Annotated in this window: 17 protein-coding genes; 6 read left to right on the forward strand and 11 right to left on the reverse strand. The window is 36.9% G+C overall.

The window, feature by feature from the left end:
- Positions 1–35: 35 nt before the first annotated feature.
- Positions 36–1,100: a helix-turn-helix domain-containing protein gene (locus tag B5X62_RS02040; RefSeq protein WP_079665713.1), complete on the reverse strand. Its 1,065-nt coding sequence runs from the start codon at positions 1,098–1,100 to the stop codon at positions 36–38.
- 132 nt (positions 1,101–1,232) lie between these two features.
- Here B5X62_RS02040 and B5X62_RS02045 point away from each other — a divergent pair, with 132 nt between their 5' ends.
- The 6 genes from B5X62_RS02045 to B5X62_RS02070 are packed head-to-tail and all read left to right on the forward strand — an operon-like array spanning position 1,233 to position 5,985.
- Positions 1,233–1,688 carry a YegP family protein gene (locus B5X62_RS02045; protein ID WP_317041881.1) on the forward strand — a complete coding sequence of 152 codons (456 nt, stop codon included), beginning with the start codon at positions 1,233–1,235 and terminating at the stop codon, positions 1,686–1,688.
- A gap of 6 nt (positions 1,689–1,694) precedes the next feature.
- The gene (locus B5X62_RS02050; RefSeq protein WP_079665715.1) at positions 1,695–2,111 is read left to right on the forward strand and encodes a lecithin retinol acyltransferase family protein; all 417 of its coding nucleotides are present in this window, start codon (positions 1,695–1,697) and stop codon (positions 2,109–2,111) included.
- An 11-nt stretch (positions 2,112–2,122) separates the two neighbouring features.
- Positions 2,123–3,097, forward strand: a complete 975-nt coding sequence (locus B5X62_RS02055) for a nucleotidyltransferase family protein (RefSeq protein ID WP_079665716.1) — start codon at positions 2,123–2,125, stop codon at positions 3,095–3,097.
- 5 nt (positions 3,098–3,102) lie between these two features.
- Complete coding sequence (locus B5X62_RS02060; protein ID WP_079665717.1) at positions 3,103–4,773, forward strand: ThiF family adenylyltransferase; 1,671 nt, start codon at positions 3,103–3,105, stop codon at positions 4,771–4,773.
- Positions 4,770–5,237, forward strand: coding sequence for a Mov34/MPN/PAD-1 family protein (locus B5X62_RS02065; protein WP_079665718.1), 468 nt, complete (start codon positions 4,770–4,772; stop codon positions 5,235–5,237). Before B5X62_RS02060 ends, B5X62_RS02065 begins: the two co-directional genes overlap by 4 nt.
- Positions 5,227–5,985, forward strand: coding sequence for an NARF domain-containing protein (locus B5X62_RS02070; protein WP_079665719.1), 759 nt, complete (start codon positions 5,227–5,229; stop codon positions 5,983–5,985). The genes B5X62_RS02065 and B5X62_RS02070 overlap by 11 nt, the downstream gene beginning before the upstream one ends.
- Positions 5,986–6,267: 282 nt before the next feature.
- Here the strand turns inward: B5X62_RS02070 and B5X62_RS02075 are convergent, their stop codons facing one another.
- From B5X62_RS02075 to arsB, 10 genes are all read right to left on the reverse strand, one after another.
- The gene (locus B5X62_RS02075) at positions 6,268–8,829 is read right to left on the reverse strand and encodes a virulence-associated E family protein (protein WP_079665720.1); all 2,562 of its coding nucleotides are present in this window, start codon (positions 8,827–8,829) and stop codon (positions 6,268–6,270) included.
- A 14-nt stretch (positions 8,830–8,843) separates the two neighbouring features.
- On the reverse strand, positions 8,844–9,539 hold the full coding sequence (locus tag B5X62_RS02080) for a VIT1/CCC1 transporter family protein (protein WP_079665721.1): 696 nt from the start codon (positions 9,537–9,539) through the stop codon (positions 8,844–8,846).
- Positions 9,540–9,550: 11 nt separating this feature from the next.
- Positions 9,551–9,985: a phosphatase PAP2 family protein gene (locus tag B5X62_RS15650; protein ID WP_144038272.1), complete on the reverse strand. Its 435-nt coding sequence runs from the start codon at positions 9,983–9,985 to the stop codon at positions 9,551–9,553.
- A 319-nt stretch (positions 9,986–10,304) separates the two neighbouring features.
- Positions 10,305–12,098, reverse strand: coding sequence for a heavy metal translocating P-type ATPase (locus B5X62_RS02095; protein ID WP_079665723.1), 1,794 nt, complete (start codon positions 12,096–12,098; stop codon positions 10,305–10,307).
- An 11-nt stretch (positions 12,099–12,109) separates the two neighbouring features.
- The gene (locus tag B5X62_RS02100) at positions 12,110–12,871 is read right to left on the reverse strand and encodes a phosphatase PAP2 family protein (protein WP_079665724.1); all 762 of its coding nucleotides are present in this window, start codon (positions 12,869–12,871) and stop codon (positions 12,110–12,112) included.
- Positions 12,868–13,347: a heme-binding domain-containing protein gene (locus tag B5X62_RS02105; protein WP_079665725.1), complete on the reverse strand. Its 480-nt coding sequence runs from the start codon at positions 13,345–13,347 to the stop codon at positions 12,868–12,870. The genes B5X62_RS02100 and B5X62_RS02105 overlap by 4 nt, the downstream gene beginning before the upstream one ends.
- 17 nt (positions 13,348–13,364) lie before the next feature.
- Positions 13,365–14,519, reverse strand: coding sequence for an efflux RND transporter periplasmic adaptor subunit (locus B5X62_RS02110; RefSeq protein ID WP_079665726.1), 1,155 nt, complete (start codon positions 14,517–14,519; stop codon positions 13,365–13,367).
- A gap of 2 nt (positions 14,520–14,521) precedes the next feature.
- Entirely contained in the window at positions 14,522–18,865 is a 4,344-nt protein-coding gene (locus tag B5X62_RS02115; protein ID WP_079665727.1) for a CusA/CzcA family heavy metal efflux RND transporter, read from the reverse strand.
- Between the two features lie 167 nt (positions 18,866–19,032).
- On the reverse strand, positions 19,033–19,428 hold the full coding sequence (locus tag B5X62_RS02120; protein WP_079665728.1) for a hypothetical protein: 396 nt from the start codon (positions 19,426–19,428) through the stop codon (positions 19,033–19,035).
- A 96-nt stretch (positions 19,429–19,524) separates the two neighbouring features.
- Entirely contained in the window at positions 19,525–20,556 is a 1,032-nt protein-coding gene (arsB, locus tag B5X62_RS02125) for an ACR3 family arsenite efflux transporter (RefSeq protein WP_079665729.1), read from the reverse strand.

The following is a 20,556-nucleotide window of genomic DNA, read 5'->3' on the forward strand; positions in this document are numbered from 1 at the left end:
CTCGTGACAGGTATTTGGCATTTTGGGAATTAAAATTAAAACATCGGTTGATGCTGTTTTTTAAATTCAGCCAAAGATTGATTAGACAATGAAGCTGCTTTTGACATTGAAATCTGGTCTTCAATCAAAGCTCTAAATAATAATTGTTCAAAGCGGTTGCTTTCTTCAATTCCTTGATATTCTACAGGTTCATCAACTTTCCAATTTTGCTGTCTAATTAAAAAGAAGAACTGTTTAGTGTAGTTATCATTGATAATACCACAAACTTTTGCTCTCATTACAATTGCTTGCATTGAAATACCATACTGCTTTTTGATATTACCCAATTCTAAAGTTGAAAGCTTAGTACGATGTTTTCCTAATTCTGCTATAATGGTTTCTTCAGGAAGTAACATTGCACCTGCAAACTGATGACATAAAGTTTCTTTTTGCTTTTCAGTCACATCACCCAATACTAAAAGTAAATGAGCCAACTCGTGAAGCAAGGTAAAACGTATTCTATCTGGCTTATTGGCTTTTCTTTCATTGTAAGCTACAACAGGTATAATTTTATTAACAAAAGTCTGTAAACCATCAAAATCTTCGTCCACATTCAGCTTTACAACTTTGATATTCTTATCTTCTAAAAGTTCTACGATGTTGAATATTGGCCCATTACCTAATGACCATTTTTCTCTTAAAAGTTTTGCTGCTTTATTAACCTGTTCGTAAGTAGTAATTTCTCCAAAGTTTTTTAATGGGTTATCAAAACTATGAGGAAGACCAATAATTTCTTCTAATTCTAAATAGCGTGAAAGATACTCTTTGGTAGTTTCATTAATGATTGCTACATCTTTTTGTGGCATTCGGCTTAGCTTTCGGTATTCAATATCGCTAAACTCTACTTTAGTAGTTCTGAAAAAATAATCAGGGCTAATATTAAGAGCTTTGCTAAGCATATTGATTTTTTCTGCATCTGGAATCACTTCTCCTTTTTCGTAACGATGCAACGCCTGACGTGATAAAGTTCCGCCTAAGGCATCAGCCAAATCCTGCAATGAGAAACCATTCATAAGACGGGCTGACTTAAATCTTTCCGCAAATATTGCTTTTGTTTCCATTGTATAATTAATTTTATACTGCAAAGGTAATTATTTTAGTTGACAAATACAATAGTATAATGACATTTTGTAACACGAACTTGTAACTATGACAAAAATTCATATAAGCTCAATTCATTAAAACAAGACATTATGTCACAAATAGTGCAAAAACTGACTGGTTTACATATTTGGTTGACAAATTTGTTTTTTGGAATACATTTTGTAACTTTGTATTTAAGTGCAAATAGGTGCATTCATAACTTTTTAAATATTGTAAAAATGGGCAAGTACCAAATTAAAAGAACCAGTAATGGTCAATTTCGCTGGACATTGAAAGCGACAAATGGAGAAATACTTATAACAAGTGAAACCTATGTAAGCAAACAAGGTTGCCTTGACGGTGTGGCAAGTAGTAAGGTTTGTGTAGCAGACAAAAACTTTGATAAGAAAACTTCGACTGCAGGACAACCTTACTTTAATCAGGTGGCTAATAACTATCAGGTTTTGGGCACAAGTGAAATGTATTCCTCTATCGCTGCAAGGGATAACGGTATTGATAGCGTAAAACGTAACGCTCCTACTGCAACAATCGAAGATTTAACATAAGCACTTATGGCAGAAATATACAATTTAAAGAACCTACAGCCTGGGGACAGGCTGGTTCTGCCTAAAAGCAATTTAGGATTTGTTCAGCACCACGCTATTTACATCGGTAATGATGCTTATGGAAACAGGCAGTATGTCGAAAATTATATTGGAAAGGGAGTTCAAATGGTAAATGAAAGCTACTTATTCAGAGATGGTTATCATTTAACAAGAGTTGAACCTTTTACAGGTAATGGTTTTCAACGCAGATTAGCAGTAAATCGAGCAGTTGCATTAATTGGAACACAATACGATTTGGTCAATTTCAACTGTGAGCATTATGCCAATACTGTTCAATATAATAAACCGTTTAGCAATCAGGTTGGAAATGGAATACTCGCAACCTTATTGTTGGCAGTAATTGGTATCGGATTTAGTAAATAAAAATTAATAAAATGGATAAAAACAAACATTTAGATTCAGTTATTTCGACACATCAGATAACTAAAGAAGAAACACTTTTTGACAAATACGTTAAAAAGAAAAATGAGGTTAAAGAAGCCTTGGAAGAAATCTACGGAAGCAATATCTATTCTCCGTTCAATTCGGGTTCGTATGCTAAGAATACCGCTATCAACACAAAATTTGATTTTGATTTGGTATCCCCATTCAAACGTAATGCTTTTGGCTCGAACGGAACATTAAAAGAAATGTATGAAGATGTCTACGATTTTCTTTACGAGAAATATAAAGATGTTGCAGAGGTTAAAAAGCAAAAAGTTTCAATTGGTTTGGAGTTTTACGCTGACAGTGATGGAGACGTAATTAAAATTGATGTTGTTCCTGGTCGTGAGTTGTCCCAAGACCAATACAAGGAAGATGAAAATTTGAACTTGTATGTCTATTACAAATATGGAAATATTGATGCAGGCAGTGAGCGAATTAAAACCAATGTCAAAGCTCAAATCAATAATATTAAAGACAGAGCTACGGCTGAAAAAGATTCGATAAGAAAAATTATACGTCTTTTAAAAGTTTGGAAAAACACCAAGTATAATTATCCTACCAAATCTTTCTTTTTGGAACTGATTACCATCAAAGCATTTGATAACAAAACCATAACTGGCGGCATATGGGATAAGCTTGAGACGGTCTTAGAATATATTAGGGATAATGTAACCAAGGAAAACTTTACATTAAAAGATCCGGGCAATAGTTCGAATGATTTAGCTGATACTTTAACTTCAACCGAAAAACAACAATTGTCGGATGATATGAAAAATATGCTTGATAGAATTGAGGATAATGATGAGAATCTGAAAACGTATTTTCCTGAAAATTCTAAGTTTAAAAAAGAAGATACCAACAATAATCAATACGGAAAGAACAGTGGTATGCCGATTCCTCCACCGAAACTAAATTTTGGATAATTATAATGAGCCAAAGAGTAAATGAAATCAACACAGTAGTAGAAAGCATTCCCGATGTAAAAATTGTAAAGCCATTTGAGCAGAGCAAAATTGACATCGAGGGATGTATTACTGTTTTTGTTGAAGGATTAGAGCAACCATTAGAATTCAACGTTACTATCCATCCTCAATATCCGTTTAAAAGTCACGAAACAGAGACTATTAAGTTTTCTAATGACGATTTGATAGAGCATAAACACATTATGCAAAATGGAGCCATCTGTATTCATACAGCACATACTCCTGTTTTGTCCGAAAAACTAATTTATGATATTGAATCTGTAAAGGCTTGGATTAAGAAATATTACATCAACAAAGATTCGGATACTCATTATGAACATTTGATTGTACCACAAAAAGCATTTAATGAAAACCATTTTGCTTACTTCTTCAATGAAGTAGATTATACTTTTAATAAAAACCAATTTGGCTTTGTTGACTATTCAATAATGAACAATGGAGTTTTTTACAAAAAAAATATTCAGAGCAGTATTTTTCAGTCTTTCTTAAATAAGGATAGAAAAAAAATAATAGATGTTAGTTGGAATTTTCAACTTAAAAACCTGCCTCAAAATACAGGATTATATATCTTCTTAAAAGATGCACCAAGTAAAAATCAACGTTGGGTTTTTAATGATTGGAAAGATTTTGAAGCTATATTACCACAAGATTTTTTGAAATTTCTTCACAATGTTGAAGAAAGACTGTTAAAAGAGGAAGGGAAAACGCTTCCTTTATTTGTAGGATATAATATTTCTGAAACAGAAATTCATTGGCAAGCGATTATATTGGAAATTGGTAATTTTCCTATTTACGGCGAAAAGATAAACAAACAATGGTTTACAAAGATTAAAGAAGATAAGCCCATCGATTGGGCGATGACAAGAAATTGCTCTTACAAGTACTTTTTTGGCAGAGGAAAACTAAGTGACCGAATAACAGAAAGTAAAATATTGATTATTGGTATCGGAGCTATAGGGAGCATAGTAGCTAAAACATTGGTAAGATGTGGCTGTAGAAAGTTAGATTTTATAGAATATGACATAAAAGAACCAGAAAATGTTTGTAGATCTGAATATTCTTTCTTTACAGGAATTACTAACAAAACAAATGATTTATTAAATGAGTTGTGTTTAATATCGCCCTATTATGAAATACCAAAAGGTGGATACGAGTTTTCTGAAATGTTTGATATTGTCATAAAATCTTATTTAAATGATCGACAAACAAAAAATGAAATTGAAAAAATAATAAATGAATATGATATAATTTTTGATTGCTCTGCAGATAATGATTTGCTTTACGTATTAAGTCAGTTAAATATAAATTCAACACTTTTAAATCTCTCAATATCAAACCACGCAAAACATTTGGTCTGTGCTACGGAACATAATCGGTATGACTTTATAACATCCCAATTTGGCGGAAATATTCTCAAATTTGATATTGACGACTTACATAATCCAACAGGCTGTTGGAGTCCAACATTTAAAGCTTCTTACAATGATATAAATGTTCTTGTACAGACAGCGTTAAAGCAGATAAATTTGAAATTAGAGCAAGAAAAAACACTAAGGAATTTTGTTGTTGAAACAGATGACACAAATTGTTTCAACATTAATATAAAGGAATTTTGATTTTAAAAATAGAAAAAATAGGATTAAGTCTTAAAATTGAGGACAAATTGCTAAATAAACTTCTGGAAATAGGCAAAACTCATTATCCTAAAGAATTTGGTGGATTTTTGATTGGGTATTACTCCGAAGACAATAAGCATTTGCATATTACAGATACAATACTTCCGAAAAAGTATCAAGCATCAAAATATTCTTTTGAACGAAGTACAAAAGGAATAGAAAATGAACTTGCAGAATTTTACGCAGAGAATCCGAGAAAGATTTATATCGGGGAATGGCATACTCATCCAGATAATAGTCCTATACCTAGTGCAACAGATATTTCCGCAATAAATACAATTATAAGCCGCAAAAATACTTCCATCGTAAATCCAGTTTTATTGATAATAGGATATTCCAAGACAACGGTAGATTTTGGATTTTACGTTTGGTTTGAAAATAAATTATATAAATATGAAAAATAAGTTACTTAAAGCTAAATTCTTTGGAATTCTTTTATTCCTATCTACTAATACATATAGCCAATCAGATAGTGTTAGATTAAAAACATTAGAAACAAAGGTTCAGTTAATTGAAGATTATAAATCAAATATTGACCAATACGCAAAAATTGAATTAGAAAAACATAAAGCAGAACTTAAAGCAGATATTGATAAGGATTATGAAAATGTCAGAAATCTTTTCGCTTTAATTCTACTCATAGGTGTTCCCACTACGCTATATGGATTGTATGAAATGTTTTGGGGAACTAAGAAAAAAATAAAAAAAGCAATTGAGGAAAAGATAGAGAAAATTGTTGAATTGAAGAGAGAGGATATAATAAAGCTTATCAATAATCAAGCCTACGATAGACAAATTAAAGCGAGTAAGAAAATTTTAATTCTAAGTGTGACTGAAGAGGCTCAAGAAGATATTAAAAATACCACCGCTAATATGGGTTTTAAAAATTTAATATTTAGACTTACCAATTCTACAACAGACTTACCGGAAAACGATTTGATTATAATTAACAACATTGATGGAGAATTTTCCCAAGAAAAAATCAGTGAAATTATTGAAGAAAATAGTGATGAGGATACATTTTTTGTTGCCTATACTTCTAAACAAATCGATAGAAATCCGAGAATGAATTTTGCTAATTCGAAATTTACATTGTATCATTCAATTTTAACAACACTTGCATTTACTACTTCTATTAGAGATATTGACTAACATATTGTATTTCTAAAGTTACTTTTTAGTTACATTAACGTTGAAGATAAGTAGGATAACTAATTTCCCACAAAACTATTTTTTTGTATTTCGTAGAAATATAAAAACCGATTTATCCGATTAAAATAATGCAAAACAATAAACCGCAGGTTTCCGTTTGCATTGGATGGATTTGTTTTGGCTCGTTTTTTAACGAAGCTAAAAAGTGAAAAATGTTTCTGCTCAAAAATGCTTATCCTACTTATCCACTCCAACCAATGTAAAAGAGTGCATTCTAACCCTTTAGGAATTTCCAAATCTAAAAGTTGTTTGTTCGGGTGGTTTGGGTTGTTCCGGTGGCGGTTCTTTTTCCCTGTTTTTATTATCCACTTCATCCCACGTTAATTCACGTACTGCATATACATAGCCTGTCTTTTTGGACAATCGCAAATAAGCGTGTTTCTTTAATGCTTTGCCTAATTTCATTACTGTACCGTCTGTAATATTCAATTTGGCTTTATCGTCTAACTTGGCTGCTATTTGTGAGGTATTTATAAAAGCGTTTGCAGTTTCTTTGTCTGCAACTTCAAACCACGTCAATAATAATTCTTCTTCAGGACTTCGGATTTGGTATTGCTCGTTGTTCTGGTTAATCTCTTTGATTTCTTCCTGGTTGAACCAATACCTAAATCCGTCTTTATACAATTGCTTTGCCTGTGCATAAGCCAAATTTATATCAATGCTGTGGGTATATTCGATATGCTCTACTTCAAAGCATAAGAAACGGCGTGAGCCGGTTGTATCGTTGAGGAATTGGGCAGTGTTTACACTGCCCGCAAATGATGCCCTGCGTGGCAGGGTTTCATTATTGTGTCCGTATGCTTTACGCATACGGATATGCGTTTTTGTTATTAATTCTTTCAGCGTACCGATTTCGGTACGGTTCAAATTCTCTAATTCATCCAAATTGATTAGCATACATTCCGCCAAGTGGATTAAAGTATCTTTATTGTTGGGGTTGATTGTTCCCGAAAACATATAATCTTTCAAAGATTTTGGTATCAATTTTTCTATCCACGTTGTTTTTCCTACGCCTTGTTTTCCGCTAAATACAATTACGGTCTGATTAATCGCTTTTTCATTGGTAACACAAGCTACCATTGCCACGAACCATTTTTTAAAACACACCCGCCATAAATCTTGCTTTGTGGTGGTTATGGTATTGGCAAGCTCTGTGATATAATCCCTTTCATCTTCATTATTGGGAAGTATGGAAAAATAGTCGTTAAACGGGTCGTATTGTTCGCAAAAATCGGAACGTAACAAATTGCGTAGTGTATTGATATTGCATTTTACTTTGGCTTTCATAATCTCACGCAGGATTGAGTTTTCAACGAAATCCGTTACAGGTTTCCAAAGCGTAGCTTTGGATGCCTTGTACTCTAATTTTCCGGTAACTACGTTATAGCGAAAGCTATAACGATAGTTTAAGAAGTTTTCCAACTTGTCTATAAAACTTGGTCTTTCTTCTTCTTCGTTTGTTTCGTCTTCAGATGATTTATTGCCCGAAGATTGCTTGGAAATTTCGCCATTTGGCGAAATGGATAAATTGCTTTTATTGTGTTCTACAACGTTTTTATAAGCACTGTTTACCGTTGTCGTTACCTCTTGTGCATCATAATTGTAATCAGACAAAATATAGCCCATTGCCGCAGGCAAGGGCACTCCTTTACGGTTGAGATTGCAAGCCAACAAATGCACAAAATTGTTTCTATTGCCGTTGATATAGCTTTCTTTTTTCTCTGTAAACCTCACGCAATGCTCGTAAACAGGTAAGTAATCATTGCTAAATTTTTCGGTAGAAAAACCATTGCTTGCAATGGTTGTAGGCTCGTTGATAGTTTTGGAATTAGACCCTTCGACAAGTTCAGGATGACAGCTCTCAATAACAGGGAAAATGCTTGCATTTTCATTCAAATACAAATCGGTGTCGTAAGACACAAAACAAAGGCGTGTTTTGGATGGCTTGAGCATTGTAGCAATACTGTCGGGACTTAAATCCCGTCCGTCCTTATCCGTAAAGCTGTTTACAATAACCGCAATAATGTCATTCACATTGCCATCAATAATGGGTTTGCCATCGGCAAACAATTCTCTGTGCAACTGGTAAAATATATCCACCAATTGATTTATTTTGCAGTTGATTTTCAGTTTGTTGAATGGAATACCTTCCGCATTTTCCCTCATTTGTTCTTTAGAAAATTCATCGGTTAAACGGATTAAATGCTGAATTTGGTCAATTTCTTTCTGACATTGATCAGAATAATCGGGTAATTTTGGATTAATAAAATCTATGCTGGCTTGTTCGTAATCGAACTTTTCATTAGTCAAAAACATAATTTTCTCTGTGTAGTCTTTCATTGCATTCACTTTACTTTTTACTTCCCTGAATGAAAAATATCTTTCCTCACATTCCGCATTGATGTATTGCATTGGCGGCTTGATATGTGTATGACGGTTTCTTAAAATCTCTAATTCTTTTCGCTTGCTTTCTATGATGGTGTAGCATTTCATCATGCGCCCACGACTACTTGTACTTACAAATAATTCTTCATTTTCAGAGATTAGTTTTTCAAATTTATTGAGCCATTTAACCGGGTTTTCTACATAATCACAGTGATGTGAAAAAAAGTCAGGCAATTTTGCATATGGAAGCTTAATAATTTTATTAATCAATTCTTTACAATAAGCTTCGTTATCCATTACACTTTCTTGTAAAACATCAAATAAAGTATTGTTTAATTGCTCCTTAGATACAGAAGTTACCTCAGTAAATTGAACGAAGTTTTTTAATTTTGTAAACATTATTCATTTATTTTTTAATCCAAATTAACCCCAAATACATGTCCAACAATTGCCGTTACCAACATCGCTACAGTTCCCCAAAAGCAAATTCTCGCCATTGCAATTCCGATATTGGAACCCCCTGTTTTAGCAGATATTGCTCCTAATATCATCAGGAAAACAATGGAAAAACCATATTGATAATATACCATTTCACTTTCCGGTGCAAAAATCGCCAGAATCATCGGCAATGCCGCTCCCGACAGGAAAGACAGGAAAGAAGCTACAGCAGCCTGAAGTGGTTTTGCAACTGTGATCTCATTGATGCCCAACTCATCTTTGGCATGAGCTTCCAGGGCATTATGAGCAGTAAGTTCCTTGGCTACTTGTAGTGCTGTAGTGCCCGAAACGCCTCTCCTTTCATAAATTTTGGCCAGTTCGTGCAGTTCGACTTCCGGCATTGCTTCCAGCTCGCGCTTTTCTCTTTCAAGGTCAGCTTTTTCGGTATCGGATTGTGAACTGACGGACACATATTCTCCTGCGGCCATCGACATGGCTCCGGCAATGGTTCCGGCAATAGCTGCCAAAAGTATCGAATGCCGGCTCGGATCAGCCGCTGCTACGCCGATAACAATACTTGTTGTGGAAAGCAAGCCGTCATTGGCTCCAAGCACCGCCGCACGAAGCCAGCCCACACGGTTTACATAATGTTTTTCTAAAGTATGATGCATTTTTCTTCTTTTTAAAATTGTAAATTTAATCCTAATCCAAACAACTGATCCTGATAAAACGGGTACATCAGCACCAGGTGCTCTGTTTTTTTGTTCACCAGCAAACTGCTGACCTTCGGAAAAAGCCAATAGGCAGCTTCCGTGGACAGAATACCGATACCGGCTCCTGCCACCACATCGCCTACCCAATGTTTGTCATTCAGCGTGCGGTAAATTCCGGTGAAAACGGCAAATGGATATCCTGTCAGGCTCAGCCAGAAATTATCGTCCTGATATTCCTGAAACATAAACTGCGCAGTTGCAAAGGCAAAAGCGGTATGCCCGGAAGGAAAGGAAAGATTGTTAGAACCATCCGGCCGTTCTTCTTTTACCAGATGTTTGGTGGGGAGTACAACCGCACTGGAGATCAGAAGCGAGGTTCCCAGAATGATGCTCCGGTCTTTCAGGTTATGCTTCCACTATGATTCCGAAAAGTTCATAAAAAATTTCTGTGGATTTACCTTTGTGATCTCCGTGACTATTTACTGAATTGGTACTCAGTCCAAATTGTTGACACACAAATTGAAGCCAATTTGTCCTTTGAATCTTATTTTCGATTTTCTTGGAGAGATTCTTCATGGGAAAAGCAAAAACAGTTTTCTTAATGATGGAACCCAAAATTTTTTGTTTAGGTTCTATCCTATTCAAAGTCAGATAAAAATTCTCAAATGAAAGATTCTCTTTTTTGAAAATATTGTTCTCCTCGCAGATCATATTTATCAAAAATTAAGTCCTGTCCTTCAAAGCACGCAACGCTGAAGTGATGGAAATCACGTCTACCACTTCCTGAAGCCCTGCACCTAACAAAGCAGGCAATAAGCCGAAAGCAGCAATAAGCATCAATACGGTGCAAACTGCAATACCAATAAAAACAGACTGGCGGGCAATCTTCATTGTTTCTCTGGAAATCATGACAGTGTCACTTACTTTTTCCAGATTGTCTTTCAAAATCACCACATCTGCAGAATCACTTGCTGCGCTGGATCCTTTGGCTCCCATTGCAATTCCCACATCGGCAACAGTTAAAGATGGTGCGTCATTCACACCATCTCCCACCATTACAATTGGACGAAAATCATCACTTACGCTTTTCAGGATTTTCAGTTTGTCTTCCGGCAAACATCCCGCATACACTTCCGAAATGCCTATTTCTTTAGCTATCGTTTCAGAAATACTTTGTTTATCACCGGAAATCATCATGATTTTCCGAATACCCATTTTCAGTAACTGGGCAATGGTTTGTCTGGCTTCCGGACGGACTTCATCGGAAAACGTAATTTCTCCTACATATTGGTCATTAACCGAAACAAACAGAGAAGTTTTTTCTGATTTTATCTGAATGGACTGATTGGTAACAAAATTCAGTTTTCCTACTTTTATCAATTTTCCATTTACTTTTCCCTCAACTCCTTTTCCTTCAATTTCTTTTAAATCTGTTGCTAGAGGGATATTTTTGGAGCCAATATTTTTCATTATCGAAATTGCCAGAACGTGCGAGGATTGCTGTTCCACGCTGGCTACCAAATCTATCAGTTCTTCTTTGGAAAAAAGATTTTCAGGCAGTATTTCATCCATCGCGAGATCTCCTTTGGTTAAAGTACCTGTTTTATCAAACGCAATGGCTTTCATTTTGTCCAGCTTTTCAATAACGGTTCCGGATTTAATCACCACACCATTCCTACTGGAGCGACTCATTCCCGAAATCAGTGCGATAGGTGCGGCGAGAATGAGCGGACAAGGCGAAGCAACCACTAAAACTTCGGCAATACGATTGGGGTCTCTGGTAATCAAATAGGAAATTCCGGCTATAAGAAAGGCTACAATGGTAAAAGGCAGAGCATAGCGGTCTGCCATTCTTACAAAGTGTGCAGGCTCTTTTTCAGAATTATGAACCAACTGAACGAGCTGCTGATACTGGCTGTCTTTGGCGAGTTTAGATACCTGAATGGTAATGGCTCCCGAGCCGTTCAACGAACCCGACCACAAACTGTTGCCTCTCAGTTTACTGACAGGTTTTGATTCTCCCGTAAGTGAAGATTCGTCCAGCAGCACCTCATCACTCAAAAGAATTCCATCAACAGGAACAGTTTCTTTTGGTTTTACGATGATGATGTCTCCGATTTGTATGTCATCAACAGGAACGTCGTTAAGGTCATTACCTATTTTTTTATGGGCAATCTTCGGTGTGTTATCAAGCAGTGATTTTAAATCTTTCCGGGCTTTTTTCTGGGCATAATCTTCCAGAGAATCACCTCCTGTAATCATAATGAGAATGATGAGTGATGCCCAGTAATTTCCCACAGCCAATGTTGCGGCAATAGCAGAAATCGCCAAAATATCCACTCCGAAATTCCCGGAGCGAAGAACATCGATCATCCCTTTCAAAAGAATGACCGACATTATAATTCCGGTAACAGTTATTAAAATTTTAGCATAATAAGGCTCTTTCAGGATAAATTCCAGAAGTAGTGCCACTACTGCAATACTGAGTACTGTAATGAATTTATTTATGTTTTTCATTGATTTTAAATTTAAAAATTAAAAGACATTCCCAATCCTATTGTTTTACTTTGATAAAAAGGATAGACAAAAGCCGTATTTTGGGAATTAGCTTTTGAGAATATTTTACTTATTTTTGGAAACAGCCAATAGGCCGCTTCGGTGGAGAGTATACCTATGCCGGCTCCTGCCACCACGTCACCTACCCAATGTTTGTCGTTCAAAGTTCGGTAAATTCCAGTAAAAACTGCAAATGGATACCCTGCCAAACTCAACCAAAAATGATCCTCTTGATATTCCCGAAACATAAACTGCGCAGTTGCAAAAGCAAAAGCGGTATGCCCGGAAGGAAAGGAAAGATTGTTAGAACCATCCGGCCGATCTTCTTTTACTAGATGTTTGGTGGGGAGTACAACAGCACTGGAGATCAGAAGCGAGGTTCCCAGAATGATGCTCCGGTCTTTCAGGTTATGCTTCCCCTTGATTCCGGAAAAATTAAGTCCGTAAACCAAAACAGCCGGCACAAACTGGGTATAATTGTCCAGTTTTATATGGTCGGGTTTATGCTCACTGATCTCATACTGTGTCGATTTATTCAATTGCTTCAAATCATCAGAAGTTAAGCTTAAAATTCCGTAACCGATAAAAATCGAAGGAACAATCAGTTTTTTATATCCAAATTGATAGACCGATAATGAATCTGCAATGGGCTTCTTATCCTCCTGAAAAACGGATTTTTGTGCTTCACTCCATTGAAAAAAGCTAAGCATTGTCAATAAAATGATTCTTTTCATCGTACCAAAATTTCTTTATTGATCTGACCTTTCATCGATTTGACCCAGCTTTGGATTAAAGACTTTTGTTCTGCAGACAATTTCGCCTGGGTGTGAATGACGGTATAACTGCTTAACGGCATTTCATCAGCATTTACCGTTTCTGCAACTTCATCTAATTTCTGCAGTTTTTTATCTTTCGGATAAGTACCAAATTTATCAAAATTCAAATGCCTTTTCCCGTCATTGATATGATTTGCCAGCCACCATTTTACCGGCTGAACCTTGCTGTACCAAGGATAAACGGTATTGTTGGAATGGCAGTCATAGCAACTGGTTTTTAAAATCTGCTGCACATTTTGAGGTACAGAATAATGCTTTTCAATAGCATTTTTAGATGTTTCAGCTACATAATTAGGCATCACATCAAAAAATTGTATCGCAATAAATAGTATCAATATAATTGCTATGCTTATTTTTTTAATTCTAGATTTCATTTTTTATCTTATTTGTTTTATTCATCCTCCTCACTGGTATTTTTCAGCTTCATCAGAAGCGTGTACGCATGTTTGGTCACGATTTTCTTCCCTTTGAAATCCTGAAAATTCAGAATCTGTATAAAGCCGTTTTCGGATTCGTTGGTGGTAACCGGAACCATTTTGTAGGTTTGTTTTTTTTCTTCAACAAAAACATAGCTTTTACCTTCAAAATCTACCACACTTTCCTCTGGGACAGCATTCGAAAAAGAGGTTTCGGTCTCGACTTCCGCATTCATATACATTCCCGGAATCAGTTCGGGATGGTATTTTTCAAAATGACAATGGACATCGGCAATTCCGTTTCCGTCCAGATCTTTGCCTGTGAGGAGAATTTCGCCATCATATTTTTTGTCCGGATTGATATTGCTGTAAGCCACAATCCGCTGTCCTGTTTTCAGCATCGCAAGGTCTTTTTCATAGACTTTGAGATTGAGATGAATATCCGCAGGATTGATGAGTTCGAACAAAACATCGGAAGGATTGAAGTATTTCCCAATATTCACATTCACTTTGCTTACAAAACCATTGATACTGCTGTAAACAGGAACACTTTTACGGATATTTCCGGCAGTTACGCTTCCTGCGTTGATGTTCACCAGCTGCAGTTGCTGTGCAATGGCATTCATAATAATTTGCTGGCTGTTCATTTCCGATTGTGCCATCTGCATCACCTTATCGCTGCTTGCCTGGCTTTGGTTGAGCTTTTTTTGGCGGTTATAATCCAGCTGTGCAAAATGATATTTGGATTTTGCCATCAGGTAATCCTGCTGCAGCTGTACAAACTGAGGGTTTTCAATCACGGCAATCACTTGTCCCTTGGAAACTTTCATTCCCGGGAGTAGTCCGGTACTTTTCAGGTAACCGCCCAAAGGTGTACTTACGGAAACCAAATTCTGTGGCGGAACGTCAATTTTTCCGTTTAATTTAAGAACGGTCGAGATGGATTGCATCGAAAGTTCTGTGGTTTCTATCGGCGCATTCCGGAGTTGGGCATCTGTTAAGCTAACGGTATTTTCGTCTTTCGGTGTTCCGGTTTTTGTAGTTGTTTCCTCTTTCTGCTGGCATTGGATTGCCGAAAACACCCACAACACAACAACAATCCATATATAATTAATTTTTACTGTCTTCATTTTTATTGATTTAAAGTGAGGTATTGAAGCTCGATTGCACTTTCGTTCAGTTTCAAAAGGGCATCTGTGTAATTGCTTTTGAGGGCAATCGTTTGGTTGATGAGCATAACAAATTCCAGATAATTGATTTCTCCATTCGAGAATTGTTTCTGAGCGGTTTCGGTAATGATTTCTGCATTTTTCAGCTCCGAAGACTCGTAACGGTTTACAATTTCTAGGTTGGTTTGATAAATTTGCCTGAGTTGCGTTGCTTTTTTATTCAAAGAAAATTCGGTATTTATCCTATCATTTTCGGCAATATTTTCCGCCATTTTAGAAGCTTCAATTCTGGCTTTTTGCCCGCCCGAGAAAATCGGAACAGAAATACCTAACATAACCGAATGAAATTGTGGCGTTCCATTGTAGATTTTATCATCTGCTCCGGTTCCTTTGAATGAATTAAGATTGTACGCCAATTGAAGCCCGGGAAGCAATCTGGACTTTTCGACTTCCGTTTGTTTTTCAGCAACCGTTTTCTGCTGTTCCAACATTTTCAGTAAAGGATGTGAAGAAACTTCTGGATTTGAAAGATTAGTTTTGGATGTTTCCAAAGGAAGATATTCTACCTCAGAATTCAGCAACCACTGGAACTGCAATTGAAGCGTTTTGACTTCCTGCTGAATTTGTTTTAACTGAATATCAATCGCCGATTTCTGGTTGGACGCTGTTGCTTTTTCCAGGACGTTGCTTTCTCCGGCTTTTAAACGAAGGCTTGCCTTCTCCAAAAAATTAGAATATAATTGTAAGGCTTCATTCAGCAATTTTTCCTTTTCTTTCCAATACAGCAATTGAAAATAAGTCTGGCTTACCAATTTTTTCAATTCAAATTCTTTCAGAGAAACGTTTAACTGGCTTTTTTTCCATTCTTCGGTGTACAGGTTTTTCTGTTTTTTATAGACCGTCGGAAAAGCAATGCTTTGCGAAACCCCGAATTTCATATCCTTATAGGCACTGTTGATTTGTCCGTAATCCGCGCTAACCGAGGTCTGCGGAATGTCAGCAGTGGATGTTTTTATCAGTGCTTTGGCAAAATCGGAACGCAGCTTTTCGTTTTTCAAGTTCCGGTTATTCTGAACGGCAAGATTCATGGCTTCATCCAGAGAAATCGTAGTTTGCGCATTGAGTTTCACGCTTCCAATCATTAGGATGAATATTAAAATCGGCGTGATAGTTTTAATTTTTGGTTTTTTCATCTTAAATCCATTTTCGATATTGATGTACAAAAGCGGCAAAACAAACAGTGTGAGAAAGGTTGCGAGGATCAGTCCGCCAATGACTACCGTTGCCAAAGGTCTTTGTACTTCTGCTCCTGCCCCGTTGCTGACTGCCATCGGGATAAAGCCAAGCGATGCCACACAAGCCGTCATCAGAACCGGGCGCAAACGGCTTTCGCCACCATCTACCACAATTCTTACGATATTTCTGATTCCTGATTTGTGAAGCCGGTTAAATTCTGAAATCAGGACAATCCCATTGAGAACCGCAACACCGAACAGGGCGATAAATCCGACTGCTGCACTGATACTGAAAGGCATTCCTCTCGCATTCAGCAGAAAAACGCCGCCAATAATGGAAAGCGGAATAGCGGTATAAATCAGCAGGCTTTCTTTGATGGATTTAAAAGCCAAAAACAGCAGTACAAAAATCAATGCTAAAGCCAGCGGAACTGCGACCATCAGTCGTTGTTTGGCATTGTTGAGGTTTTCAAACGAACCACCATAGGTCATAGAATAACCTGCAGGTAATTTAATTTGTTTGTCCACTTTTTGTTGCAATTCTTCCACAATGCTTTGCACATCCCTATTTTTGATATTAAAACCGACCACAATTCTGCGTTGTGCGTTTTCCCGTTGAATCTGGTTCGGACCTTGTACAATATCAACCTTGGCAAGCTGGTTCAAAGGAATCTGATTGCCTGCGGGCGTTGGGACAAGAAGATTTCTAATATCATTGATATTTTTCCGGTCATTGGAATTAAGCCGAACCACCATATCAAAACGTTTTTCACCTTCAAAAACCAAACCTGTGCTTTGTCCTGCAAAAGCCGTATTGATGATACGATTGACATCCGCCACAGAAAGATGATACTGGGCAATGGCAGGGCGATTGTATTCCACCACCACTTGTGGAAGCCCGGAAACCGGCTCTATATAAAGGTTTTGCGTTCCTTTCACCGTTTCGATGATTTTACCCAGTTTATTGGCATTTTGCACCAAAGAATCCAGGTTATCACCGAAAATTTTGATGACCACATCCTGCCTTGCTCCGGTCATCAGTTCGTTGAAACGCATCGCTACCGGATACTGAAATCCTACGGTAATTCCGGGGACATCTTCCAGTGCTTTGCTCATTTTATCTGAAAGTTCCGGAAAGGTTTTGGCAGAAGTCCATTCTTTTTTGTCTTTCAGAATGACCATCATATCCGAAGCATCCATCGGCATCGGGTCGGTAGGGACTTCGCCACTTCCGATTTTGGTCACCACTTTTTCCACTTCCGGAAAACGTGTTTTCAGGATATGAGCGGCTTTTTGGGTGCTTTCAATCGTAGTCGTCAGATTACTTCCTGGTAAAACCCTTGTATCTACGGCAAAATCGCCTTCTTCCAGGGACGGGATAAATTCGCCTCCCATTCTGCTCATTAAAATAATGGCCGCAATGAAAAGAACAGAGATAACGGCAAAAATCGTTTTCGGAATTTTGATGACTTTCAGCAATGTTTTTACATAAACCCCTTCAATTTTTTTCATCATCCTGTCCGAAAAGGAAGGTTTTAAGCTTCGTTTTTTCAATAAAACCGAACTCATCATCGGAATATAAGTAAGCGAAAGCAAGAAAGCTCCGAGCAAAGCAAAAGCGACGGTTTCTGCCATCGGACGGAACATTTTCCCTTCGATTCCCTGCAATGTGAGAATAGGAATGTACACGATAAAAATGATAATTTGCCCGAAAACGGCACTGTTCATCATTCTTCCGGCAGATTCTGTAACCATACCATCCATTTCTTCTGTGGGAATTTTTGCCAGATTCCTGAATTTTTTATTGAGCATCAACTGGTGTAAAACCGATTCTACAATAATGACCGCTCCATCGATAATCAACCCAAAATCCAATGCGCCCAAGCTCATCAGATTTCCGCTTACGCCGAAAAGATTCATCATACAAATGGCAAAAAGCATCGCCAACGGAATGACGGATGCCACTAAAAGCCCGGCTCGGAAATTCCCAAGAAATAAAACCAGCACAAAAACAACAATTAAAGCGCCTTCCAAAAGATTCCTTTCTACGGTGCTGATGGCGTTGTTTACCATTTTGGTGCGGTCTAGGAATGGCTCAAGAACGACACCTTCGGGAAGTGTTTTCTGAATTTGAGCCACTTTGGCTTTGACATCTTTGATAACCTGGCTGCTGTTAGCACCTTTCAGCATCATCACCACCGCTCCGGAAACTTCGCCATTATCGTTATAGGTCATCGCACCGTAACGGGTGGCATAACCTGTTTTTACATCTGCGACATCCCGTATAAAAAGCGGAACATCATTATTTTTATTGGTAATGGAAATATTTTGAATGTCTTCTATATTTCCCACCAAACCTTCACTTCGGATATACAAAACTGTTGGGCCTTTTTCGATATAAGCGCCGCCTGTATTTTGATTGTTGGCATTGAGCGCATCAAAAACATCGTTGATGGTAATGCCGTAAGCATTGAGTTTATCAGGGTTTACAGCAATTTCGTATTGTTTGAGCTTTCCTCCGAAACTGCTGACTTCGGCTACGCCTTTTACCTGAAGCAATTGCCGGCGGACAATCCAGTCCTGAATGGTTCTGAGTTCTGTAATGTTATATTTCTGTTCGAAGCCTTTTTTCGGACGGACAACGTATTGGTAAATTTCACCCAAACCTGTGGAAATAGGTCCCAATTGTGGATTCCCTATTCCTTGCGGAATTTCTGACTGTACCTGCTGCAATCGTTCTGCAACCTGTTGCCTTGCCCAATAGACATCTACGCCATCGTCAAAAACAATGGTCACCAAAGACAATCCGAATCGGGAAAAACTACGAATTTCTTTCAGTCCGGCAATATTGGAATTGGCCTGCTCGATGGGAAAAGTAACCAACCGTTCTATATCTGTTGCGCCAAAAGAGGGCGCAATGGTAATAACCTGCACCTGATTGTTGGTAATATCCGGCACGGCATCTATCGGCAACTTTGTCACCTGGTAAGAGCCTACACCAATCAAACCAAGAATCAGTAATGCGATAATGAGTTTGTTCTTTACAGAAAACTCAATGATTTTTGTAAGCATATTTAATTCTGTTAATCGTAAAAAATAATTGAATGTGATTTTATAACCGCCAATGAATTATTGACAGAAAACCCGACACCTAAAAAAATGTATAGATGCTGCTTTCCGAATTTTTTCAAAAACAGTAATATCAGATGAATGAACTCACCTGAAAAAATCAAAAAAGATTAACAGAATTTCGGAGGCTGCCAGATGGCATTGATGATTTCCCCACTCAAATATGCATCATTGTATGAAGCAATTTTCCGTTTAACGACGGGTAAATTATGATTTTCAATTTCAAACCATACCGCAGAACCCGGGGTAAAAACAATGGTTAAAAAATCATGATGGCTAATAAAAGGCAATTTCTGATCCTGTTCGTAGTCATCATCATGCGGATGATTTTGCAAATGATTCCCTGCATAATGAAGCGCCAGAAAATCCAAAACAGATATATTGGAATTTTTAGCTTTATGTTCAAAAAAGTGTTCTACCAAAACGGGAAATTTCAGCAACTGGTACAGCTCTGTTGTAGCACAGAGGTAAATGGAAAGTAATATGACTGCCAAATACTTTTTCACTTTACAAAGGTATTAATAATCAGGTATTTTTTATTAAGTTTTTCTATTTTATAATATTTCTAAAGAAGTTAATACTATTATGAATTAGCAAATTCTTTAATAGTAGTATTTTTTCTTTAACCACAAACTTGCCCTTACCAATAGTATCAGTACAGGAACTTCTACCAATGGTCCTATAACGCCTACAAATGCCTGTGGGGAATGAATACCAAATACTGCTATTGCTACGGCTATTGCCAATTCAAAATTGTTTCCTGTGGCTGTAAATGCGATGGATGCGTTTTTATCGTAGGGAACTTTTAGAGATTTATTGATAAAGAAACTAACGAAAAACATCAGTACAAAATAGATGATTAACGGTATGGCTACTTTTACCACATCGATTGGCAACTCTACTATTTTATCGCCTTTTAAACTGAACATCAATACGATTGTAAACAATAAAGCATATAATGTAATATGCGATATTCTGGGTACAAATTTTCTATTATACCATTCTATACCTTTTGATTTTACCAATGTGTAACGGCTTATAAAACCTGCTAAAAATGGAATGCCTAAGTATATCAATACACTTTCTGTAACATCTTTCATTGATACAGTTACATTGAAATTTGCCAATCCTAATTTGCTTGGTAATACGTTGATGAATAACCACACTAAGAAGCTGTAAGAAAGGACTTGAAAAACGCTATTTAATGCGACTAACATTGCTGTATATTCTCTGTTTGCTTTGGCTAAATCACTCCAAACGATTACCATTGCGATACATCTTGCCAAACCTATCAATATCAATCCTGTCATATAATCGGGTTCATCTCGTAAAAACAAAACGGCTAATCCGAACATCAGCACTGTACCAATAATCCAATTGAGTAATAATGATATTCCAATTACTTTTTTATCCTTAAACGCTTGGGGCAATACTGAATAATCAACCTTTGCCAATGGCGGGTACATCATCAATATTAAACCTATTGCCAATGGAATATTTGTAGTGCCAACGGATAAAGCATTTGTAATTCTTGAAATGCCTGGAAAGAAATGTCCTAAAACTATACCCACTGCCATTGCAAGGAATATCCATAAGGTTAGGTATCTGTCTAAGAATTTTAGTTTTGGTTGCAT

Source organism: Soonwooa buanensis (assembly GCF_900167905.1).
Taxonomy (GTDB): domain Bacteria; phylum Bacteroidota; class Bacteroidia; order Flavobacteriales; family Weeksellaceae; genus Soonwooa; species Soonwooa buanensis.